The sequence below is a fragment of the Rossellomorea sp. LjRoot5 genome (assembly GCF_964253455.1).
Classification (GTDB): domain Bacteria; phylum Bacillota; class Bacilli; order Bacillales; family Bacillaceae_B; genus Rossellomorea.
Window position 1 is genome coordinate 1,204,863 of record NZ_CAXUQN020000001.1, and the last position, 18,014, is coordinate 1,222,876.

General features: G+C 36.0%; 21 protein-coding genes. 18 read left to right on the forward strand and 3 right to left on the reverse strand.

Annotated elements, in window-relative coordinates:
* Positions 1–46 precede the first annotated feature (46 nt).
* The 14 genes from ACSQ2E_RS06090 to ACSQ2E_RS06155 all read left to right on the forward strand — a co-directional run bounded on the left by ACSQ2E_RS06090 (position 47) and on the right by ACSQ2E_RS06155 (position 10,082).
* Positions 47–748: a nucleotidyltransferase domain-containing protein gene (locus tag ACSQ2E_RS06090; protein WP_435989726.1), complete on the forward strand. Its 702-nt coding sequence runs from the start codon at positions 47–49 to the stop codon at positions 746–748.
* Positions 749–925: 177 nt separating this feature from the next.
* Positions 926–1,489 carry a YcxB family protein gene (locus tag ACSQ2E_RS06095; protein WP_435989727.1) on the forward strand — a complete coding sequence of 188 codons (564 nt, stop codon included), beginning with the start codon at positions 926–928 and terminating at the stop codon, positions 1,487–1,489.
* A gap of 387 nt (positions 1,490–1,876) precedes the next feature.
* A complete protein-coding gene (locus ACSQ2E_RS06100) occupies positions 1,877–2,266 on the forward strand; it encodes a hypothetical protein (protein WP_435994413.1) in 390 nt (129 codons plus the stop codon).
* Between the two features lie 126 nt (positions 2,267–2,392).
* Positions 2,393–2,584, forward strand: a complete 192-nt coding sequence (locus ACSQ2E_RS06105; RefSeq protein ID WP_435989728.1) for a hypothetical protein — start codon at positions 2,393–2,395, stop codon at positions 2,582–2,584.
* Between the two features lie 387 nt (positions 2,585–2,971).
* Complete coding sequence (locus ACSQ2E_RS06110) at positions 2,972–3,196, forward strand: hypothetical protein (protein ID WP_435989729.1); 225 nt, start codon at positions 2,972–2,974, stop codon at positions 3,194–3,196.
* 113 nt (positions 3,197–3,309) lie between these two features.
* Positions 3,310–3,876, forward strand: a complete 567-nt coding sequence (locus ACSQ2E_RS06115; RefSeq protein ID WP_435989730.1) for an AAA family ATPase — start codon at positions 3,310–3,312, stop codon at positions 3,874–3,876.
* A 216-nt stretch (positions 3,877–4,092) separates the two neighbouring features.
* Positions 4,093–4,914, forward strand: coding sequence for an aminoglycoside phosphotransferase family protein (locus ACSQ2E_RS06120; RefSeq protein ID WP_435994415.1), 822 nt, complete (start codon positions 4,093–4,095; stop codon positions 4,912–4,914).
* Positions 4,915–5,082: 168 nt separating this feature from the next.
* On the forward strand, positions 5,083–5,391 hold the full coding sequence (locus tag ACSQ2E_RS06125; protein WP_435989731.1) for a hypothetical protein: 309 nt from the start codon (positions 5,083–5,085) through the stop codon (positions 5,389–5,391).
* A gap of 101 nt (positions 5,392–5,492) precedes the next feature.
* On the forward strand, positions 5,493–5,933 hold the full coding sequence (locus ACSQ2E_RS06130) for an NUDIX hydrolase (protein WP_435989732.1): 441 nt from the start codon (positions 5,493–5,495) through the stop codon (positions 5,931–5,933).
* A gap of 364 nt (positions 5,934–6,297) precedes the next feature.
* Complete coding sequence (locus ACSQ2E_RS06135) at positions 6,298–6,693, forward strand: hypothetical protein (protein WP_435989733.1); 396 nt, start codon at positions 6,298–6,300, stop codon at positions 6,691–6,693.
* 171 nt (positions 6,694–6,864) lie between these two features.
* Positions 6,865–7,563, forward strand: a complete 699-nt coding sequence (locus tag ACSQ2E_RS06140; RefSeq protein ID WP_435989734.1) for an aspartate/glutamate racemase family protein — start codon at positions 6,865–6,867, stop codon at positions 7,561–7,563.
* Between the two features lie 146 nt (positions 7,564–7,709).
* Positions 7,710–8,255 carry a GNAT family N-acetyltransferase gene (locus tag ACSQ2E_RS06145; RefSeq protein WP_435994417.1) on the forward strand — a complete coding sequence of 182 codons (546 nt, stop codon included), beginning with the start codon at positions 7,710–7,712 and terminating at the stop codon, positions 8,253–8,255.
* A gap of 157 nt (positions 8,256–8,412) precedes the next feature.
* Positions 8,413–9,375, forward strand: a complete 963-nt coding sequence (locus tag ACSQ2E_RS06150; RefSeq protein ID WP_435989735.1) for a helix-turn-helix transcriptional regulator — start codon at positions 8,413–8,415, stop codon at positions 9,373–9,375.
* A 74-nt stretch (positions 9,376–9,449) separates the two neighbouring features.
* Positions 9,450–10,082 (forward strand): type 1 glutamine amidotransferase family protein, encoded by a 633-nt coding sequence (locus ACSQ2E_RS06155; protein WP_435989736.1) that lies wholly within the window; start codon positions 9,450–9,452, stop codon positions 10,080–10,082.
* A 300-nt stretch (positions 10,083–10,382) separates the two neighbouring features.
* On the opposite strand, the gene ACSQ2E_RS06160 is transcribed toward ACSQ2E_RS06155, so the two are convergent.
* The 3 genes from ACSQ2E_RS06160 to ACSQ2E_RS06170 form a co-directional block, all read right to left on the reverse strand.
* On the reverse strand, positions 10,383–11,156 hold the full coding sequence (locus tag ACSQ2E_RS06160) for a nucleotidyltransferase domain-containing protein (protein ID WP_435994419.1): 774 nt from the start codon (positions 11,154–11,156) through the stop codon (positions 10,383–10,385).
* Positions 11,157–11,279: 123 nt separating this feature from the next.
* The gene (locus ACSQ2E_RS06165) at positions 11,280–11,723 is read right to left on the reverse strand and encodes a hypothetical protein (protein WP_435989737.1); all 444 of its coding nucleotides are present in this window, start codon (positions 11,721–11,723) and stop codon (positions 11,280–11,282) included.
* A gap of 116 nt (positions 11,724–11,839) precedes the next feature.
* On the reverse strand, positions 11,840–12,079 hold the full coding sequence (locus ACSQ2E_RS06170; RefSeq protein WP_435989738.1) for a hypothetical protein: 240 nt from the start codon (positions 12,077–12,079) through the stop codon (positions 11,840–11,842).
* 224 nt (positions 12,080–12,303) lie between these two features.
* On the opposite strand from ACSQ2E_RS06170, the gene ACSQ2E_RS06175 reads away from it, so the two are divergent.
* The 4 genes from ACSQ2E_RS06175 to ACSQ2E_RS06190 all read left to right on the forward strand — a co-directional run bounded on the left by ACSQ2E_RS06175 (position 12,304) and on the right by ACSQ2E_RS06190 (position 18,008).
* Complete coding sequence (locus ACSQ2E_RS06175) at positions 12,304–13,284, forward strand: LacI family DNA-binding transcriptional regulator (RefSeq protein ID WP_435994421.1); 981 nt, start codon at positions 12,304–12,306, stop codon at positions 13,282–13,284.
* 6 nt (positions 13,285–13,290) lie between these two features.
* Positions 13,291–14,181, forward strand: coding sequence for a ribokinase (gene rbsK, locus ACSQ2E_RS06180; protein ID WP_435989739.1), 891 nt, complete (start codon positions 13,291–13,293; stop codon positions 14,179–14,181).
* Positions 14,182–14,662: 481 nt separating this feature from the next.
* On the forward strand, positions 14,663–15,484 hold the full coding sequence (locus tag ACSQ2E_RS06185) for an alpha/beta fold hydrolase (RefSeq protein ID WP_435989740.1): 822 nt from the start codon (positions 14,663–14,665) through the stop codon (positions 15,482–15,484).
* 1,303 nt (positions 15,485–16,787) lie between these two features.
* On the forward strand, positions 16,788–18,008 hold the full coding sequence (locus ACSQ2E_RS06190) for an MFS transporter (RefSeq protein ID WP_435989741.1): 1,221 nt from the start codon (positions 16,788–16,790) through the stop codon (positions 18,006–18,008).
* The last annotated feature ends 6 nt before the right edge of the window (positions 18,009–18,014 follow it).

The window sequence follows — 18,014 nt, forward strand, 5'->3', positions numbered from 1 at the left end:
GCAGCATTCTTGAATAACAGAAATAGAATGGAAGGGGGATTAAAAAATGAGGAAATCAGCAGTTGAAGCTGCAAAATGTTTTGTTATAGAAGAATTTCCAAATAGTGATTTTGCTATATTGGCTGGGAGTGCTTCCAGAGGAGAAGAAACGCCTTCTTCTGATTTAGACATAATTATCTTTGATGCAAATTCGGAAAGTTATAGAAAAAGTGTTGTTCTTTATGATTGGAGAATTGAAGCTTTTATCCATAACTATCAGTCATATTTGATAGAATTCGAACGAGAAAAACAAAAAGGAAGACCTATTTTAGGTAATATGATTTCCGAAGGTAAAATTCTAAAAAATAATAACGAATATTTACAAGTCAAAGACAATGCTTTTCAACACGTATCAAGTGGACCTGTTCCCTTAACTGAAGAATATATAAAAGCATCAAGGTACTTCATTGGAGACTTATTAGATGATTTTATAGATGCGAAAAGCAATGAAGAAGCTCTGATAACGTTAAATAACCTTTCATTGGAAATGCCAGATTTTATTTTAAGGTTGAACAAACAATGGTCTGGAAGAGGGAAAGGACTAACTAGGGCTTTACGCTCTTTTGATGAAGGTATTTATGATGAATTTTTCAATTCTCTAAACGAGTTCTATATAGGTAACAATAAACAACCATTTGTCGATTTTGTGAATAGAGTTTACAAACCACTTGGAGGACTATTGTTTGAAGGCTTCTCCACTAAAAAGTAGCGTTATTTATTTGCAGTATCCAACAATCGGTGGCAATAGCAGAATCAATGATCCTGCTATTGTCCTTATTCAATTATTAGGCAGGTTGATGGAAGATGCTTAAGTTAATATATATTGGTTATGTAACATTGTTTTTAAATTATGAGTTGAAAATTTGAACTTAAGGAGGAGTGTCCATTGAGCAACACAGATATAGATTCTAAAGAAGTTCTGACTGTGCGTGGCACATTAACGTTTAAAGAATATAAAAAGTTCTCATCTTTTCATAGTAGAAGATGGGTTATATGGTTTACGCTTTCTACATTTATACTGTTCTTTGCTTTAAGTATTTACTTTCTTTATAATCCAGGAGACATTTTTTCTTTTGGAGAAATGGCAGCCATTTTATTTGTGAGTTCTACGGTTTCAGTTTTTATTTCAGTAATATTTTTTCTTTACGCCAAAGCAGTTATTAGAATAAAAGCTACAAGAGAATATAAGAGTGACCAATTGATAAAGAAAGAATTCATTTATACATTTAGTGAAGAAGGGATAAATCAAAATAGAGGTAGATCGATAAATTATATTGAATGGAATGAAATTGTTTTTGTTCGAGAAGACCCTCCTATGTTTCTTTTATATGTGTCAAAAAATAAATCCATCGTAATACCGAGAAGGTTTTTTGAATCAATTGAAGAATTAAAGCTATTTAAACAAATTATTAGAGAGAATGTTCCATCAAAAAATAATAACATTACCTAGAGATTTCCTCCATTAAAGGGGGCGTTTGCTGAACAAGCAGCCGCCCTTTGTTCAAGTAAAGGGCAGGTTAATTGAATAACAACAGAATTAGGAAATATAGGGGTGATCAATTTGGAACTTATTTTAGCATTATTAGGTATTCTATCTACCGTAGGCATTCTTTATTATATGGGGAAGTCTGGATTTGAATGGGGCAAGAATATCGACGAAGATGAAAAGTGACAATAAGGAAAATTTAGGTCTTTCATTAGATGTTCAAGTAGAGGAACTCTTGCTGAACAATCAACCACCCTCTATTCCAGTAAAGTGCTGGTTAACGGAATAATCGAAACACTGGTGAACTATAAATCGTCTAACTAAAGAGGAGGAGTGACTAATTTGAAGAAAATGTACCTTTTAATATTTGTCTTAATGATTGCTTTTCTAAGTGCCTGCGGTAGTAATACGTGGGTGTTGGAGAAAAATAAATTGGATGAAGTGGAAAGTGTAAAGAACTATGTAGAGCAACTACAAAATGACTACACGGATTTTAGAGGGTTCAAAGTCTTTACTATATCAGAAGGTAAGAAAATGGTGGTTGTTTCATCAGGTACAAGTAACCAGGCTCTGGAATTTAATGGAGCAGATGTGTCGAATAACAGCACAACAATAACTGTTGAAGAGAAAAGTACGGAGACGGACGAAGAAAATCCCTATATTCTGATAGGTATAGATGAGATTGAGGGAGAATTTTCTGTGGTTAATGAGAGTGGGGAGAAATTTAAAGAATATGAATAAGTTAAAATCGGTACCCTTCAATTAACGGGGGCGATAATGGCATAAAAGTCTGTACCCTATTTACATATAAGGGCCATTTAAGATAATAACTTCTTGTAAAGGCCCTGGGAAAGGGAGGCTCTCTGTATGAAGTATGTAGTGGGTTTGTATATAGTTATGGCAGTAATGGTATTTGTTAATGGGGCAAGTGTATTTATTTTTAAAGACGAATTTTCTGCCATTGCAAGCTGGCTTACAGTTATGTTATTTCTTTTGGGGACTATATTTTTCGTTAATGTGAGATATTTCTATCCAAGAAATAGCTTTTGGAGTTCTTGAGGAAAGAGGCCCATACTTCCAGAATCGGGCGCCTTTATTGAAGAATGCGTCCTTTTCTTGTTTTGGGCCATAGATTGGATTACAGGTCAGATTATTCATTCAGAAGGTGGATTTAGAAGATAAATCAAACTGGGCTCTAGATTTAGAGCCTTTTTTGTTGTGAGACATTGTATTAAAAATAACGGGTAGTGATCTTTCAATTAGCGCAAGCCGACATAATGGATCTTCCGCAATCGGGGGCAATAACTGAAGATCGGGCAGCTGATCTCCAGCTTTTTCTTTGTTCCGTTAACGGGCAGGCTAGTTGAATAAATCGAAACTTAAATAATTCGGCTTCGTCTAATTAGTAAAAGGTTATTATAGAAAAAAGGAAAGAGGAGGGATTTGATGAGTGTCTTGAGAGTAGGAATAAATATACTAATTCCTTTTCTAATACTATTCTTGGTTTTTGCTACTTGGATGGGTTATATCGCTGAAAATATTAGGGATTACTATAATTTTAAATGGGGTGCGATTTTACTATTGTTAGCAGGATACATTCTTCAATTTTACAAAAAAACAATTGGCCTTATTCTCGTAGGGTTAAGTATTGTTAGTTGGTTCTTGTTATAAACCCATTTTTCAAGTAAAGGGCAGGTTAACGGAATATTCGAAACTTGTATACTTTGGTGTTCGTCAAACTTAGGATAAATTCAACTAAAAGTAATTTAATTTTAGGAGGAATTATGAAAAGGTTAGTTATTATCACAGTAGGTAAAACCCATAGTGGAAAAACTACATTCGCAAAAGCTTTAGAAAGTAAGTTAAACAATTCTTTTATAATGGACCAAGATAATAATGCTGAATTTTTAAATACATATTATAAAAATCTATTACCAAAACAAGGACCTAACGTTCTAAAGCATTCTATATCAAAGGTAATTATTGATTATGCTAAAGAACATACGGATTTTCATATTATTGCTAGTAGTGCTAATCGTACTAGAAAAGGGAGAAAATATTTGCTCGAAGAAATATATGATAGGGATGCGTTTGTAAGTATCTTGGTTCATTTTGATATTCCTGATGAAGTTCTTCGTGAAAGAGTAACTAAAAGTCAACGAAGTGCCAATATACTAAGGGGGAGTTATTCTAACTTTGAGGAAGTGCTTGTTAGTCAGCAGAATGGTTCTATGAATAAGGATGTTGTGGACCCAGAAGAAGGGGAAGCTGATTATTTATTTGTGATTAGAAATAATAAGGAAGTTGATTCTATAATTAAGGAGATCGTTCAAATAGCAAAAAGTTTATGATTCATTTTCATCCATTGTTAAGTTAACGGGGGCTTATCCGGAATATGGGTGAGCTTCTTTTTTTGTTTGAATTTCCCTTGAGTATGCTGCTCTATTTTGAAATAATTGGAATAATGAAATGTATTTTGGAGGCTTGCAACAAATGAAGGTAAATCATTAATAGATATCGTAAAAAGGACACATCCGGATATCCAGATAAATGAAGTACAGACAAATATCAATGGATGGGATAATGACATTCTCATTCTGAATAATAATATTGTTTTTAGGTTTCCGAAGTCGAAAGGAATAGCAGCAAAGGTTAAAGATGAGGTGGCTTTGATGAGCCAGTTGCAGTTAAAGAACCCTTTGGTTCAAATTCCTAAATATGAATGTGTTTACTTAGATGGAGTATTTAGAGGTGTGAGATATGAATATCTAGATGGCGAATCTTTAAGTGACTTAGAAGTTATTAATACATTAAAACCACAAAATGCAGAAATTATAGGGGACTTCCTTACAAAACTACATAGTATTGACTTATCAAAATTAAAGGATACAAAGATAGTACCGATCCATACCAAGGAATATTGGGAAGACTTATATAACTCTGTAGAGACTTTAGTTTATCCATACCTAAAACAGCCTCAAAAAACAGAAATTAATAACCTCTTTAAGAACTTCTTTAATAATTCTATTTTCTTAACCCGCAAAAAGGTATTGATCCACGGAGACTTGACAATAGCAAATATTCTTTTTCAAAAGGACAAAGGACTTGTAAGTGGTATCATCGATTTTACAGATGCACAAATAGGAGACCCTGCATTTGACTTTGCCGGGCTATACTGGTCTTTCGGTCCTGATTTTACAAATAAAGTTCTATCTTTTTATCAGGTTAAAGACAAAGAGTCCATCTTTAACAGAGTACAGTCTTTCTATGGATTACAACCGATTTTTCATAACTTGCTTTATGCAATAAAAGAAAATAAATATGTGGATTGGGAAACAGCGCTAGACAGGTTCTCATCCCTTTATTCAATAAGAAATAAAAGATTTTAATGAACCCTTGCCAATTAAGGTACAAAGGGTGCCCTTTTAATGTTATTCAATTATTGGGCAGGTTACTTGAATAAAGCGAAACTTAATGCTCTTGCCTTATGTCTAATTCAAAAAGGTGGAGAACTGGGTTGAAATCAAGTGAAAGTACACCGTCAGAGGAGGAATTATTTGAATACATCAGTCTTAAATTTTTTGGCAGGATTTATTTTTCCGTTATTTATAGTGGTAGCTTTTGTTTATTGGACGATAAAAATTAGCTACCAAAAAAGATTTATACCAACACTTACGGTAATATTCTTAGCCATTTTAGCGTTTTTCTTGCCTTTTTTACTTGCTACCCTAGATGTAATAGATAAAGGTTTTGGAGCAGGCATATTAAGTATTTATTTCTCAGGTTTCCTTGGGTTGGGTGTATTGGTGAATATTATTGTAGCGACTTCTATAAAGAAGAAAAAAGAATCTAATAATAAATTATAGGGGCAATAACTGAAGATCAGTCAACTGATCTAGCCAATTGTCTTCTTCCATTATTGGGCAGTTTAGTCTAACAAGGATTAACTATAATATGAGGTGTGATAATGAAAATTGAATTCTATAATATAGGATCAGTAAATGATAAAGAATTAAAATTTGCTGTAATAAGTGCAATTTATAAAGATAAGTGGGTTTATGTTAAGCACAAGGACCGAAACACTTGGGAAATTCCTGGTGGGCATAGAGAATCAGGAGAAACAATTGATGAGACAGCTAAAAGAGAGTTATTTGAAGAAACAGGGAGCAAGAAAGCTGATTTACTTCCCATTTGCGATTACTCAATGAATAATTCCGGTCAAAAAATTTTTGGGAGGTTATTCTTCGCGAGAATACAGGGAACTGGTCAATTACCTGTATCGGAAATTGACGAAGTAAAACTATTTGAGAACCTCCCATTAAACCTAACCTATTTCGAGACTCAGCCAAAATTATTTGAGAAGACACTTGCTTTTATTAAAGATTGTAATGATTTACTCTTAAACTAACAGGAGCATTTGCTGAAAAACGCCCCTTTCTTCAAGTAAAGAAGCAAGATATATTATGGAATAAAGATATGAAGGGTGATTATATGGAAATCATTATCGGATATTTACTTGGCGCTTTTGTCTTAGTTTTATTCTTTGTTTCGTTGTTTAAAATGGTGTCCAATCGAATGAAAAACTCCACTAATGAAAGGATAAATAACTTAGAAAAACGTATAGAGGATGTAGAAAACAAGTAATTATTCTTCAACTATAAGGGAGTTCGCTTAACACGCAGCCGCCCTTTGTTCAAGTAAAGGGGCAGTTTTGTTGAAGAACGGATTTTATAGAAATATCTTGATTAAAAAACTAATAAAGGGGTGATCAGATGAAAAAGATTGGACTTATTCTAGGTATTGTAATAGTTATTATTGGTGTGTTCATATTTGTAAATAAACCATATTATCCCTCTCTTCCAATAGAAAATTTATCAGCAAACCAAGCAATTGATAACCTAAAAGAATCGGATAGTAAGATAGCTGAAATTGCAGTGGAAGGGGATTTTATTTGGTATATCACAAGTAGTGAGGATAAAGGTATATCAATTGCTGATGAAAATATAAAGAAATTGATTGTTTCAAATGGATGGGAATTTAAAGATAAAGATGGTGCTGGTCTATTCTTTGAAAAGGATGATAATAGTTTAATTGCGACCACACAGATGTGGACTAAAAATTATCTTCTCGTTAAAATTCCGAGTGATTTTAAACAGCTGCCCTCTTAAGTAACCAAATGTTAGCATCCTCAGCTAGAGGGCAGTTTTGTAGAAGGAACAGTTTCAATATTCAGGATAATTTAAATATTTTGGCATTAATCAATATACATCTTCTATGTATTTAGAAAAAAAGTATTGCAAGATAAGTTGAGTCAAATGAAATCCAGGGGGGACAAAGTGATGAAAACGATTGGACTTATAGGTGGAATGAGTTGGGAATCCTCAGTAAAGTATTACAAAGTAATTAACGAAGAAGTAAAAGAAAAATTAGGAGGTTTACATTCAGCAAAGTGTCTATTATACAGCGTAGACTTTGAAGAGATTGAACGCTATCAAGCTGAAGGTGATTGGGAAAATGCGGGTAGAGCATTAGGAGAAGTTGCCTCCTCTTTAGAAAAAGCAGGTGCAGAATTCATAGTCATTTGTACAAATACGATGCATAAAGTCATTGATCATGTTGAGGCACGGATCAACATTCCGGTATTACATATTGCGGATGCAACAGCAAATGAAATTCAAAGAGCCGATATGAAAACAGTTGGCTTACTTGGGACTACCTATACAATGGAGCAAGATTTTTATAAATCTCGGATTCAATCTAACGGAATTAACGTGCTGGTTCCAGACAAAGAAGAAAGAAACAACATCAATAAAGTTATTTTTGAAGAGTTGTGTTTAGGGAAAATGGAACAATCATCTAAGGATTATTATATGAGTGTTATTCAAAAATTAGTGGATAGAGGAGCTGAAGGAATCATCTTGGGATGTACAGAAATCGGATTGTTAGTTAAACCCGAAGATTCAGAAGTTCCATTGTTTGATACAACAGTTATTCATGCGACTGAAGCAGTAACTACGGCTTTAATTAAGAATTCTTAAAGTAGCGGGGCAATAATTGAAGATGTGTTCATTGGTCCAACTACTGCTCTTATTCGATTATTGAGGCAGGTTAGTACTTCCTATTTAAATTCTTATATAAGCTATAGGGCAGTTTAGTAAAAAAAGGATAGGTGGAGGGGATTATAATTCAAAACAGTAATAGTAGTCTCTCAAATGAAAGGTTATGGTTAAGGGAATTTACTACGAGTGATTGGATGGATGTACATACATACGCATCAAAAGATATAGTTTGTCAATATCAACCTTGGGGACCAAATACAGAAAAAGATTCGCAGGATTTTGTAAATCAAGCGATAAAAGACTCTACAGAAAACCCAAGAACAAGGTTTATTTTTGCAATAATATATGATGGAATTTTGATTGGAGCTGGAGAGTTTAATATAAGGGACTTTACTAATAAAGTTGGAGAAATTGGCTATATTGTTAATCCAGATTATTGGGGAAAAGGGATAGCCACAGAAGTTGCAACGCTATTAATTGATTTTGGATTTGGAGAACATAAACTTCATCGTATATATGCAACCTGTGACCCAAGGAACATAGGTTCATCAAGAGTTTTGGAGAAAGTTGGAATGACCAAAGAAGGTAGAATGCGTGAAGGTTTGTTAATGAAAGATGGTTGGCGAGATTCATTACTATACAGTGTTTTGGAACACGAATGGAAATCGTAATATAACACGTGGGCTATAGCTTAAGATCTATCGGGAAGCAAATCTTTAGCGTTTTTTCCCTGATCATTCAAGGTTCACTTAATGGCATAAGAGGATTAATTAAAATGATATATTCTTTATTGTAAGATGTTTACTCATTATATAGAGGTGGAATCATATGCCCAAAATTGACAATATGCTAGCCATTCTATGGATGCTTCGTTCAGGTAAAAAAGTGACGGCACAGCAAATTTCAGAAAAGCTAGAGATGAATATAAGGACGGTGTATCGTTATATTGATACCATTTCTACAAGTGGCGTACCGATCGTTTCAGAACCAGGACATAACGGTGGATACTCTTTATTGAACCATTTTGTTGAGGCTCCGCTTTTTTTTGATTTTGAGGAGCAAACTTCACTATTTCATGCGGCTGTGTTTGCAGAGGAAGCCGGATATTATGGAGGGGAAGCACTCGATAGGGCCATATCTAAACTAAGTCACCACTCCAATCAAGAGCAGGAAACAAAGTTCAACCAACATGTATCGAGTCTTGAAGTCATAAGTCGATTACGTTCACACCCTATGGAACCTTTTTTGAAAGATTTGGAGCAGGCCGTAGCTGACGGGTACTCAGTCAACATTCTTTATCATAAAAGTGGCGAACAGCCGTTAAGTGAAAGATTGGTCGATCCGTACAGAATGATTTATTGGAATAACAAGTGGTATGTGATTGGGTTTTGTCATCTTCGAAATGATATCCGTAGTTTTAGAGTGGATCGAATGGAAAGTTTGGTGCTAACCGAAAATACGTTTATCCGGCCGGAGAACTTTTCAGCACGTGACTTTTTCGTGAAAAGCCTTCTTCCAACGATAGAAGATAAGGAAGGAATTATTTCTTTGGTTCTTAATGGGGGAAAAAGTGCATTGGATGATATTTGCCAACATTGGTTTTTAGGGCATTATTTACAAGTACGGTCGTCCAATAAAGCCGTCTTTCTTCTTGAAAAAGATGTGATACATACCTATGTACCTTATTTACTTTTACCGTACAATACCTCGATTAAAGTGATTGAGCCAATCAGTCTTAAGAAAAGAATTATTGAAGTTTTGGCGGAATTAATAGAATTTCATCAAGTATGAGAACTTCCCTGACGCTAGCTGTCAGGGAAGTTTTATTATAATGGCTATATCAATGGTGATTGGAGTGTGATTGGATGCAAACAACAAAAGCTTTTCTCTATGTATTTGATACAATGTCCGACTGGGAATATGGATATTTAATGGCTGAATTAAACTCAGGAAGATATTTCAAAAAAGATGCAGCACCTATAAAAGTCATGACAGTAGGAGCTACTAAAGAAATGATTACGACGATGGGAGGACTGTGCATAAAACCGGATATTTCGGTTGATGAATGTACTCTTGAGAGCAAAGATCTTTTGATTTTACCGGGAGGGACTACTTGGAATGAAGAAATTCATCAACCGATCTTGGAGAGAATTAGCCACGCTTTAGAGCTTGGCACGATTGTGGCTGCCATCTGTGGTGCAGTTGAGGGCCTCGCAAATATGGGGTACTTAGATACCAGAAAGCATACAAGTAATAACTTGGAATATACTAAAATCGTATGTCCTAACTATAAAGGAGAAGAGTTCTATGAGTCGGGACCAGCGGTAGCTGATGGGAATTTAATTACGGCATCAGGAATAGCTCCTCTGGAATTTGCGATGGAGGTACTGAAAAAAATTGATGTGTTTACGCCGGAGACATTACATTCATGGTATCACCTGAATAAGACTCATCAACCCCAATACTTCTTTCAGTTAATGGATTCAATAAATAGATGAAGGTACTGAAAAGCTCAATTTCTCTTTTTAGTTTTTGTAGAGAAATGGAAGAATTGCAGTTAGTGAAAAAAGCGGATGGTAAGGTTGTGATGACGGATCATCCGGGGGTGTTTTTGGATTATCTATAAAAACTAAAGGGAACTGTCTAAAGGGTACCGATTCGAGGTGCTCGTACATAAGTATAGTGTCACTCTTTTTGACACTTAAACTGGCAGCAATAAAGAGATTCGTCTATTGACGAGTCTCTTTGTTTTGGAATATAAGTTATTTGCGACATATTAGCGAGTATGCACGAAAAAATTATATTTCTGAAGGAGTAGTTCTGGAAGCAGCCAATGCAGTTAAAGCCTTCTCAATATAACTATATACTTCTTCTGCAATCCCCAGAAATTCTTCAACATCTACATTACTATCCATGTAACACGCATACAGATAGTCCACTAAAGCTGAATCAATAGTGCAATAATTTGATATCGCACTCTTCATCTTAGTGATGTCATCTTGCCAAACCCCTGTATCTGCTAAAACCAAAGAGTATAATGCACGAATTAATTTCTTAGAGTAACCTTTGGTATATCTAGATTTCAGTGTATCATCATTGGCATTAGATAGAAATCCGCGAACGCGCTCCACTGCCTCTTGAGTGTCTGAATTCAAGTCTAATATGAACTCAGGTGAAATAAGAATAGGCGGTACTTCTTCGCCAATATCAGTACCATGTATACAAACACAGATTATCTTGATCCAAAATCCCCATTCATTGGGCTTACTTCTTACATCATCCAGTGAACAAATAACCGTATCAATCTTAGTTACGAATCGATATTTTAGTAAAATCTGGTCCTTCAGACATGATACTCTATCATAATCTATATCTTCGGGTCTTTCACATACTATTGTAAAATCTGCATCAGACTCAAATGGCTTAGCAGTACCTTTAGGAATTGAGCCACATATATAAATACTGTGAATCTTCCCATTGAATTCTGAAAGCAAGCTAGCTGTATACTCATCTACAAAAGTCTTGTACTCACTCTGAATATTGATCTTCTTAATAGCCTTCTCCAAAACCATATCTGGTCTCTTTTTATCTTCTAAAATCATGTTATCTCCCCCTCTTTATAAGTATATTATTTTATGAATTTTTCTCTTATTGCTTTTTCACTATCCTGCCCCGATAATGGAATAACTTAAATTCTAATCAATTTCTTTGAACTCGATGTACGGCATATCATCTTCCTTTGCCTTTTTCCTTGAACGATACAACTCTAAAACTTCTTTTTCATACTTGTTTTCCGCACCGAAATTTTCTTCATAATACTCACCTATATATATTGCACGATACTTATTACCCTCATTGTCGATAACGTCTACCAATCCTGAAGAAAAGTGGTCATTCAACCCAGAAAAACTATCTGCAACATACAGTCTAGCAGCTTCTTCACCCACCTCTGCTATCTCGACCTCAGTGTATCGCATTGTTGTATTGTCCATCTCTTCCTTGCTTAGTAGAGTGAACTCTGGAACAGCTTCATCCTGTGATACTTCTAGCTTCTCAAAAACTATTGAATCCCTTGAATCATCAAAACATCCGACAAGAAGTAAGGCAACCATTATTATATAAAAACAATACTTGATCATAACGCCCCCTTTTGAATTAGATGAAACCCAATAGAATTAAGTTTCCCGTTAGGATATACCTCTTATCAAGAACATGGTTGATCTTTTAGAAATAATAAAAAAACCTTTGGGTCCCCTTAATCTTTAGACTTCTTCTTTTCAATCATGGATAATATCGAATACATGATAATTCCACAGGCGATCATCAGAAGAAAAGTGTTTGTGATCAGGTTAAAATCAAGCTCATGAATGACTTGTTCTACTTCTCCGTTACCACTGACCGTAATGTATTTCCAGCCATCATATTCGAGGGTAAAGAAAGCGATAATCAAGCCTGAAATAAATCCACCGACCATTGAAATCCAACCTTTTTTCATTGTTTCACCCCTTAAAATAAGTATAAAGGAACAAATGATATATTATTAGTAAATTCTGTAATATAGGTTGATATCGGAGGTGGTTTTTTTTGAGACAGGCAACATTCAATAAACCTAATAAGAGGACAAAACAAACAAAACTATTGCAAACGATTACAAACATATGTTACCTTATATGTAACCGGTTACATAATAACCAACCAAGCGAACAGGAAGTGACAAGCGTGGCAACAATCAAGGATGTGGCGAGTGAAGCGGGGGTGTCGGTGGCGACGGTCTCCCGGGTGCTGAATGATAACGGCTATGTAGGAGCCGAGACGAGGAAGAAAGTGCTGGGGGCGATCGAGAAGCTGAATTACAGCCCGAATGAGGTGGCCCGCTCCCTTTATAAACGGGAGTCGAGACTGGTCGGGCTGCTGCTTCCGGATATCACGAACCCATACTTCCCGCAGTTGGCAAGAGGGGTCGAGGATGAAGTGAGCGAGGCAGGGTTCAGGCTCCTCCTTGGAAACAGTGACGAGAACATCCAGAAGGAGCTGGATTATATCCAGACCTTCGTTCAGAACAATGTCGTCGGCATGATCTCAGCAACCAATCATGTGGAGCATGATCAGCTGTATAGTGAATTGAATCTCCCACTCGTCCTCCTTGACCGAACCACGGACAACTATCCTGCTGTCTATGCGGACGGCCGCAAAGGAGGACGCCTGGCGGCAAAGACCTTAGTTGAAAAAGGAACGAAGCGGATCACCGTCATGAAGGGGCCGGCCCACGTGAAGCCGGCACAGGACCGATTCCGTGGAGCCGTCGAGTACTTAAGCGGGACAGACGTCGATTTCACCGTGATGTCCACGACTTCGTTCTCCTTTGAAGAAGCAAAGGGCTGGGCAGAGGAACTGTTCGCCACCTATCCTGATACGGACGGGGTCATCGCGAGCAATGATATTGTCGGGATTGCGATTCTCCATGAGGCACTCCGGCTCGGGAAGAAGATACCTGAAGACGTACAGATCATCGGTTACGATGACATCCCTCAGAGCAGCCTTTCGTATCCGGCGCTCTCCACGATCAGGCAGCCGGCATACGAAATGGGCAGGCAGGCCGCTGCACTTCTGATGAAATTGATAAAAAAAGAAAAAGACATCGATACAACGGTTCAGCTTCCCGTTGAACTCATACAGCGAAACACAACACGAAAGGGATGAAGGAAGATGAAAAAAGCGAAGATTGCCGTGATCGGCAGTTCATCCATGGATCTGGTGGTGACATCAGCGAAACGCCCCGGAGCAGGGAAAACAGTGCTTGGCGACAGCTTTGACACGGTACCCGGCGGAAAAGGAGCCAACCAGGCCGTCGCAGCAGCAAGGCTTGGGGCTGAGGTTTACATGATCGGATGCGTCGGCGATGATCCGTACGGCAAAGAAATCTTGGGAAACTTTAAGAGCAACGGTGTTCATACGAACTATGTGGAACCGGTTACAGGTGAGAAATCCGGCACCGCTCATATCATCCTTGCTGAAGGGGATAACAGCATTGTCGTCGTAAAAGGAGCCAATGACCTTGTGACACCAGAGTACGTGGAGAAAACAGCCGATTTCCTCAAAACCTGCGATCTCCTCATGATTCAGCAGGAAATCCCGGAGGAAACAGTCGAGTATGTGGCAGACCTTTGCAACAAGATTGAAGTACCATTGCTACTAAACCCGGCTCCGGCACGAAAGATTTCACAAAAAGTTATCGATGGTGTCAGCTACCTGACACCGAATGAACACGAAGCAGATGTCCTTTTTAACGGAATGAAGCCGTCGGAAGCGCTGAAACAATATCCCGACAAAGTCATCATAACCGAAGGAGCAGCGGGAGTCCGCTACCATAATGGAATAAAAGAAATTCTCGTTCCTTCCTTCAAGGTCGAGGTCGTTGATACGACAGGGGCAGGCGATACCTTCAATGCCGCATTCGGAACAGCCGTGGCTGAAGGACAATCAATGGAAGAAAGTCTCCGATTCGCAAACCGCGCCGCATCGCTTTCGGTTACCGGATTCGGGGCACAGGGCGGAATGCCGACAAGAGACGAAGTGGAAAGGAAGCTGGCAGAATGAAACGACATGGCATCTAGTCACATTGCAAAAATACTAGCGGATGCCCATTGGGTCATGTAACAAAATTAGTGAGACAGCCACTAGGTCTTAAAAAAATTTTGATTTATATTAACATATAAAGCGTGAAAAGGACCTTCTACCCCAAATTGAGTTGCATTCAAGGAGAGCGACCAATTTGAAAGAACTACTAGGAAGGATTGTCAGGATTTTTATTGAAGTTAATCTATAAATGGTGTGGATAGTTTACTAGAAGAACATAGGAAATCAATGGACGGTTTACACTCAGTTGAAGCTAGCATGAAGAAAACAGAGTATTAACGATTAAGTAAAATTGTATCTGGAATTATTGAGTTACTTAATTAAGAATAAGATTAATGGCACTTAACATAACAGTGGAAATTTTGAATAATAATTATAATACTTAAATGTACCGAGCGTGTAGTACGGCTCCAAATGAAGAATAACTAGGGGGAATTTGATTGTGAAACATTTTGCAGAAGTATGTGGACAGGGAGAAAAAACAGCTATATTTTTACCTGGTACGGGTTGGGCAGGTAATTTCGGAATGCCCATAGCAGAATTATTAGTAGATGAATATATGATTCATATGCTGGACTTGCCTGGAATTGGTAGGAGTGATGGGCTTGATGGTATAGTGAAAATGAATGATGCAGCTAACTGGTTAAATGAGTATTTAGAAGAGAAAAAAATAGATAAAGTTACAATAATTGGTCATTCTCTAGGTGGAGGTATCGGAATGTCTTTTGCTTATTATTATCCTGAAAAAGTAGTAAAGATGATTTTACTTGATATTGGTTTTGCTAGAATTGAAAGGTTTCCGGTTGATATGTTTGGTTCAGTAGGGTACTTCCTTCCGATGATAAGTATGTTACATAGGATTTTTGGACAAAGATTTTTAGGAGAAGAAAAAAACAATAGTACTAATACAGAACAGATCTCTCAAGAAGAAATAAAAGAAAAAATCAAGAGTTTTGGATTTGAAGACAATGAATTCATCAGGAATGCAATGAAAAATCAACAAGAGGCTTCTTCAAAAGGCCTTAGTCTTCTCTTGGCATTATATCGTTGGAATTTACCAAAAACGTTAAACCGAATTAAAACACCCTGTCTTGTTTTATACGGGAATCGTAAGGACAAACCAATTAAATTTCAAAAAAAATTACATCGTCAAGTTAATCGAATAAAGAATCCCAATATTATTTTTAAAAATCTAAATGGTGGACATTATGCTCATGTTAATGATAACCGAGCATTAAGTATTATCAATTCCTATTTACAATAATAAGGGGCAGGCTTCCGGTCAAATTAAATAATGAAAGTATTTGGAGCGTTTGTGTTCCCTTTAAAAAAATTTTTTAACCAGTTTACGACATAAAGCGAAATAAGGCTTCTTCTTTAGCTATCCCAACATTCAAATGTTTCTATTTTGTTTGAGGGAAAACTAAGCGCTTGGATAAGGCGATTCCCCCCTCATCAATGTCTGGCAATATCCATCCCTATAATAAGTGTCTGTTCATTGATTTGCTTAAGGCGTTCATTTTGTGTAAAATCGTCTCCCTTCGATACTTACTTCGAGGTCATGTATGACACTCTCTATCGTACCAAGGGGGCTTTTTTTATGCCCATCAAAAACTTCAATATAACCCTAATTTACTTTTTGTTACAGAAATTCCAAATCAGTGCCTCTCCTGCGGGGTCTCACATATTCCGCATTTCCCGTAGAAGTCTTAGCCTTGCGCTCCGTTCAACAGCTTGAACCAGTAAAAGTACACATTATATGTTATATAAAAATATGTTATATAAAAAAATCCGAACGAATTCGAGTTTCATTACGGAATTTCGAAGATCGTTAGGATTTTTCTTTGGCTAAAACACTATTCTCCCAGTCTCATCTTTTAGTTCATTAGATTTAAACAAAGAAAGATTGGCAAGGGAATATGAGAAAACACCTATATAGAACAAAAGGCAGTTCATATTAGATATTTAATATGAGGAATTTACAGGTTTATTAATGATTTCATAGGCATATTGTCCTTTCGCTTGCATTAATTGTCCCGTAATTATCGTTTTTTATAAAAAATAATTGAAATATTCCTAAAAGAATATATATATAGAATATTAAAGAAATTGACCTTATTCATTACTTTTTTGGATTAAAATGGATAAAATAATTAATTTAACAAATTTGGATATATTTAGAAAAATGATATTATATGGTTGTAAGTTATTTCTTTAAGTGTTTCATTTGAAGGAAGAATGGTAGAAATTAGTTCCGAATTACTAGATCTATACTACCGCTTGTTTCAAATATGAACCTTATTTAGAGGAGGTGAAAATAATGAAAGCAGTAAAAAAAGAAGAAGTTTCAGTGGATATCGTTATTACAAAATTATGATAATTCATCAAGGGACTTAGAAAGCAATTGATATTATCAGTACATCAAAAAACCAGACAAATTGGGTATGAAGAAGTCTTCCATACCCAATTTGTCTGTCTATCTACAGAAAACGCTGACTTGCTCTTTTGAATGATGAATGTTTAACAAAGGATATTTTATCAAGAATGAGAATGGTTGGGATTTAGAGATGAAGAAAAGGTATGGGAATATATTATTGCTAATTAATTTCACTGATGGGTTAGTATCTTCAACTTATGCCCTTGCGATTCTATATTTTATGCAATTAAATAGTAACAGTATTTTTAAAAATAGTGTTATAGCGAATTTAGGATCTATCGCATTAATATGTGTAACTTTATTATTAGGAGCATTTATTGATAGGAAATCAAGTAAGTTCATTCTAATAACAGCAAATTTAATCATGTTTATCATAGCTTGGATTCCTGGACAATTTGTTTCGTCTGCCTACTTTTTTCTAATTGTACTAATTGTAGATTTGGTGGTGACCTTGCTAAATTTGATGATTAGTATTACTTCTGAGGCATTTATTAAGCTTATTATTTCTGAAGAAAATATGAGTAGATATGTTTCCGTTTCAAGTGGCCTCGTAATGTTGGGAACAATTTCTGGGATCGTATTCCTTTATTTTGGTTTTGATAATATTAGACCACAGTTTATTTTTTTGCTAATGGCAAGTGTTTTTCTATTGAATGTATTATTATCACTATTATTGCCAAATAAAAAGGTGGTAAAACATGAAGGGGAAAAGATAAGCACGTGGGAAGAGTTAAAAGAAGGAATTAGATACATGAAGTCATCTACATATCAAAAGAATAATTTGTTGTTGTATACAATTCTAGGGACAATTCATACTGTCTCTTCCAGTTTAATTATCTATTATTGGGCACAAGTCGATAAGCAATTTATAGAAAGTTCATTTTTACTTTATGGGCTTGGCATTGGAATTGCTGTAGGTGTAGTTCTGACAAATGTAATAAAAAAACATAACTTAACAGTACTATGGATATTTAGTATTCTCATTTCTCTGGCGTTGTTCTCGTTAACGGTTGCGCATACTCCACTTATGTTAAGTGCCGTTTTTGGTAGCATTTTAGGGTTTTTAGTTGTACCTTTGTCCATATTAAAGACCGTAAGAATTAAGAGGACAACTTCTGAAATGCAGGCAAGGGTATTGAGTATGAATCGTATGTTTATAGCGATTTTATCACTTGCCGTCGTTATGATTTTTGGTGCAGTCGGAGAGTTCACTGGTTTTATTTATGCACCAATGGTATTTCTAGGTGTATTAAATATTATAGGTTTAATTGTTTTTTCAATAAGAGATTCAAAAGACAGCTTTACACAGCATGTCGGAGAATTAGAAATGTCTAGTAGCGTTTCAGAATAGATAATC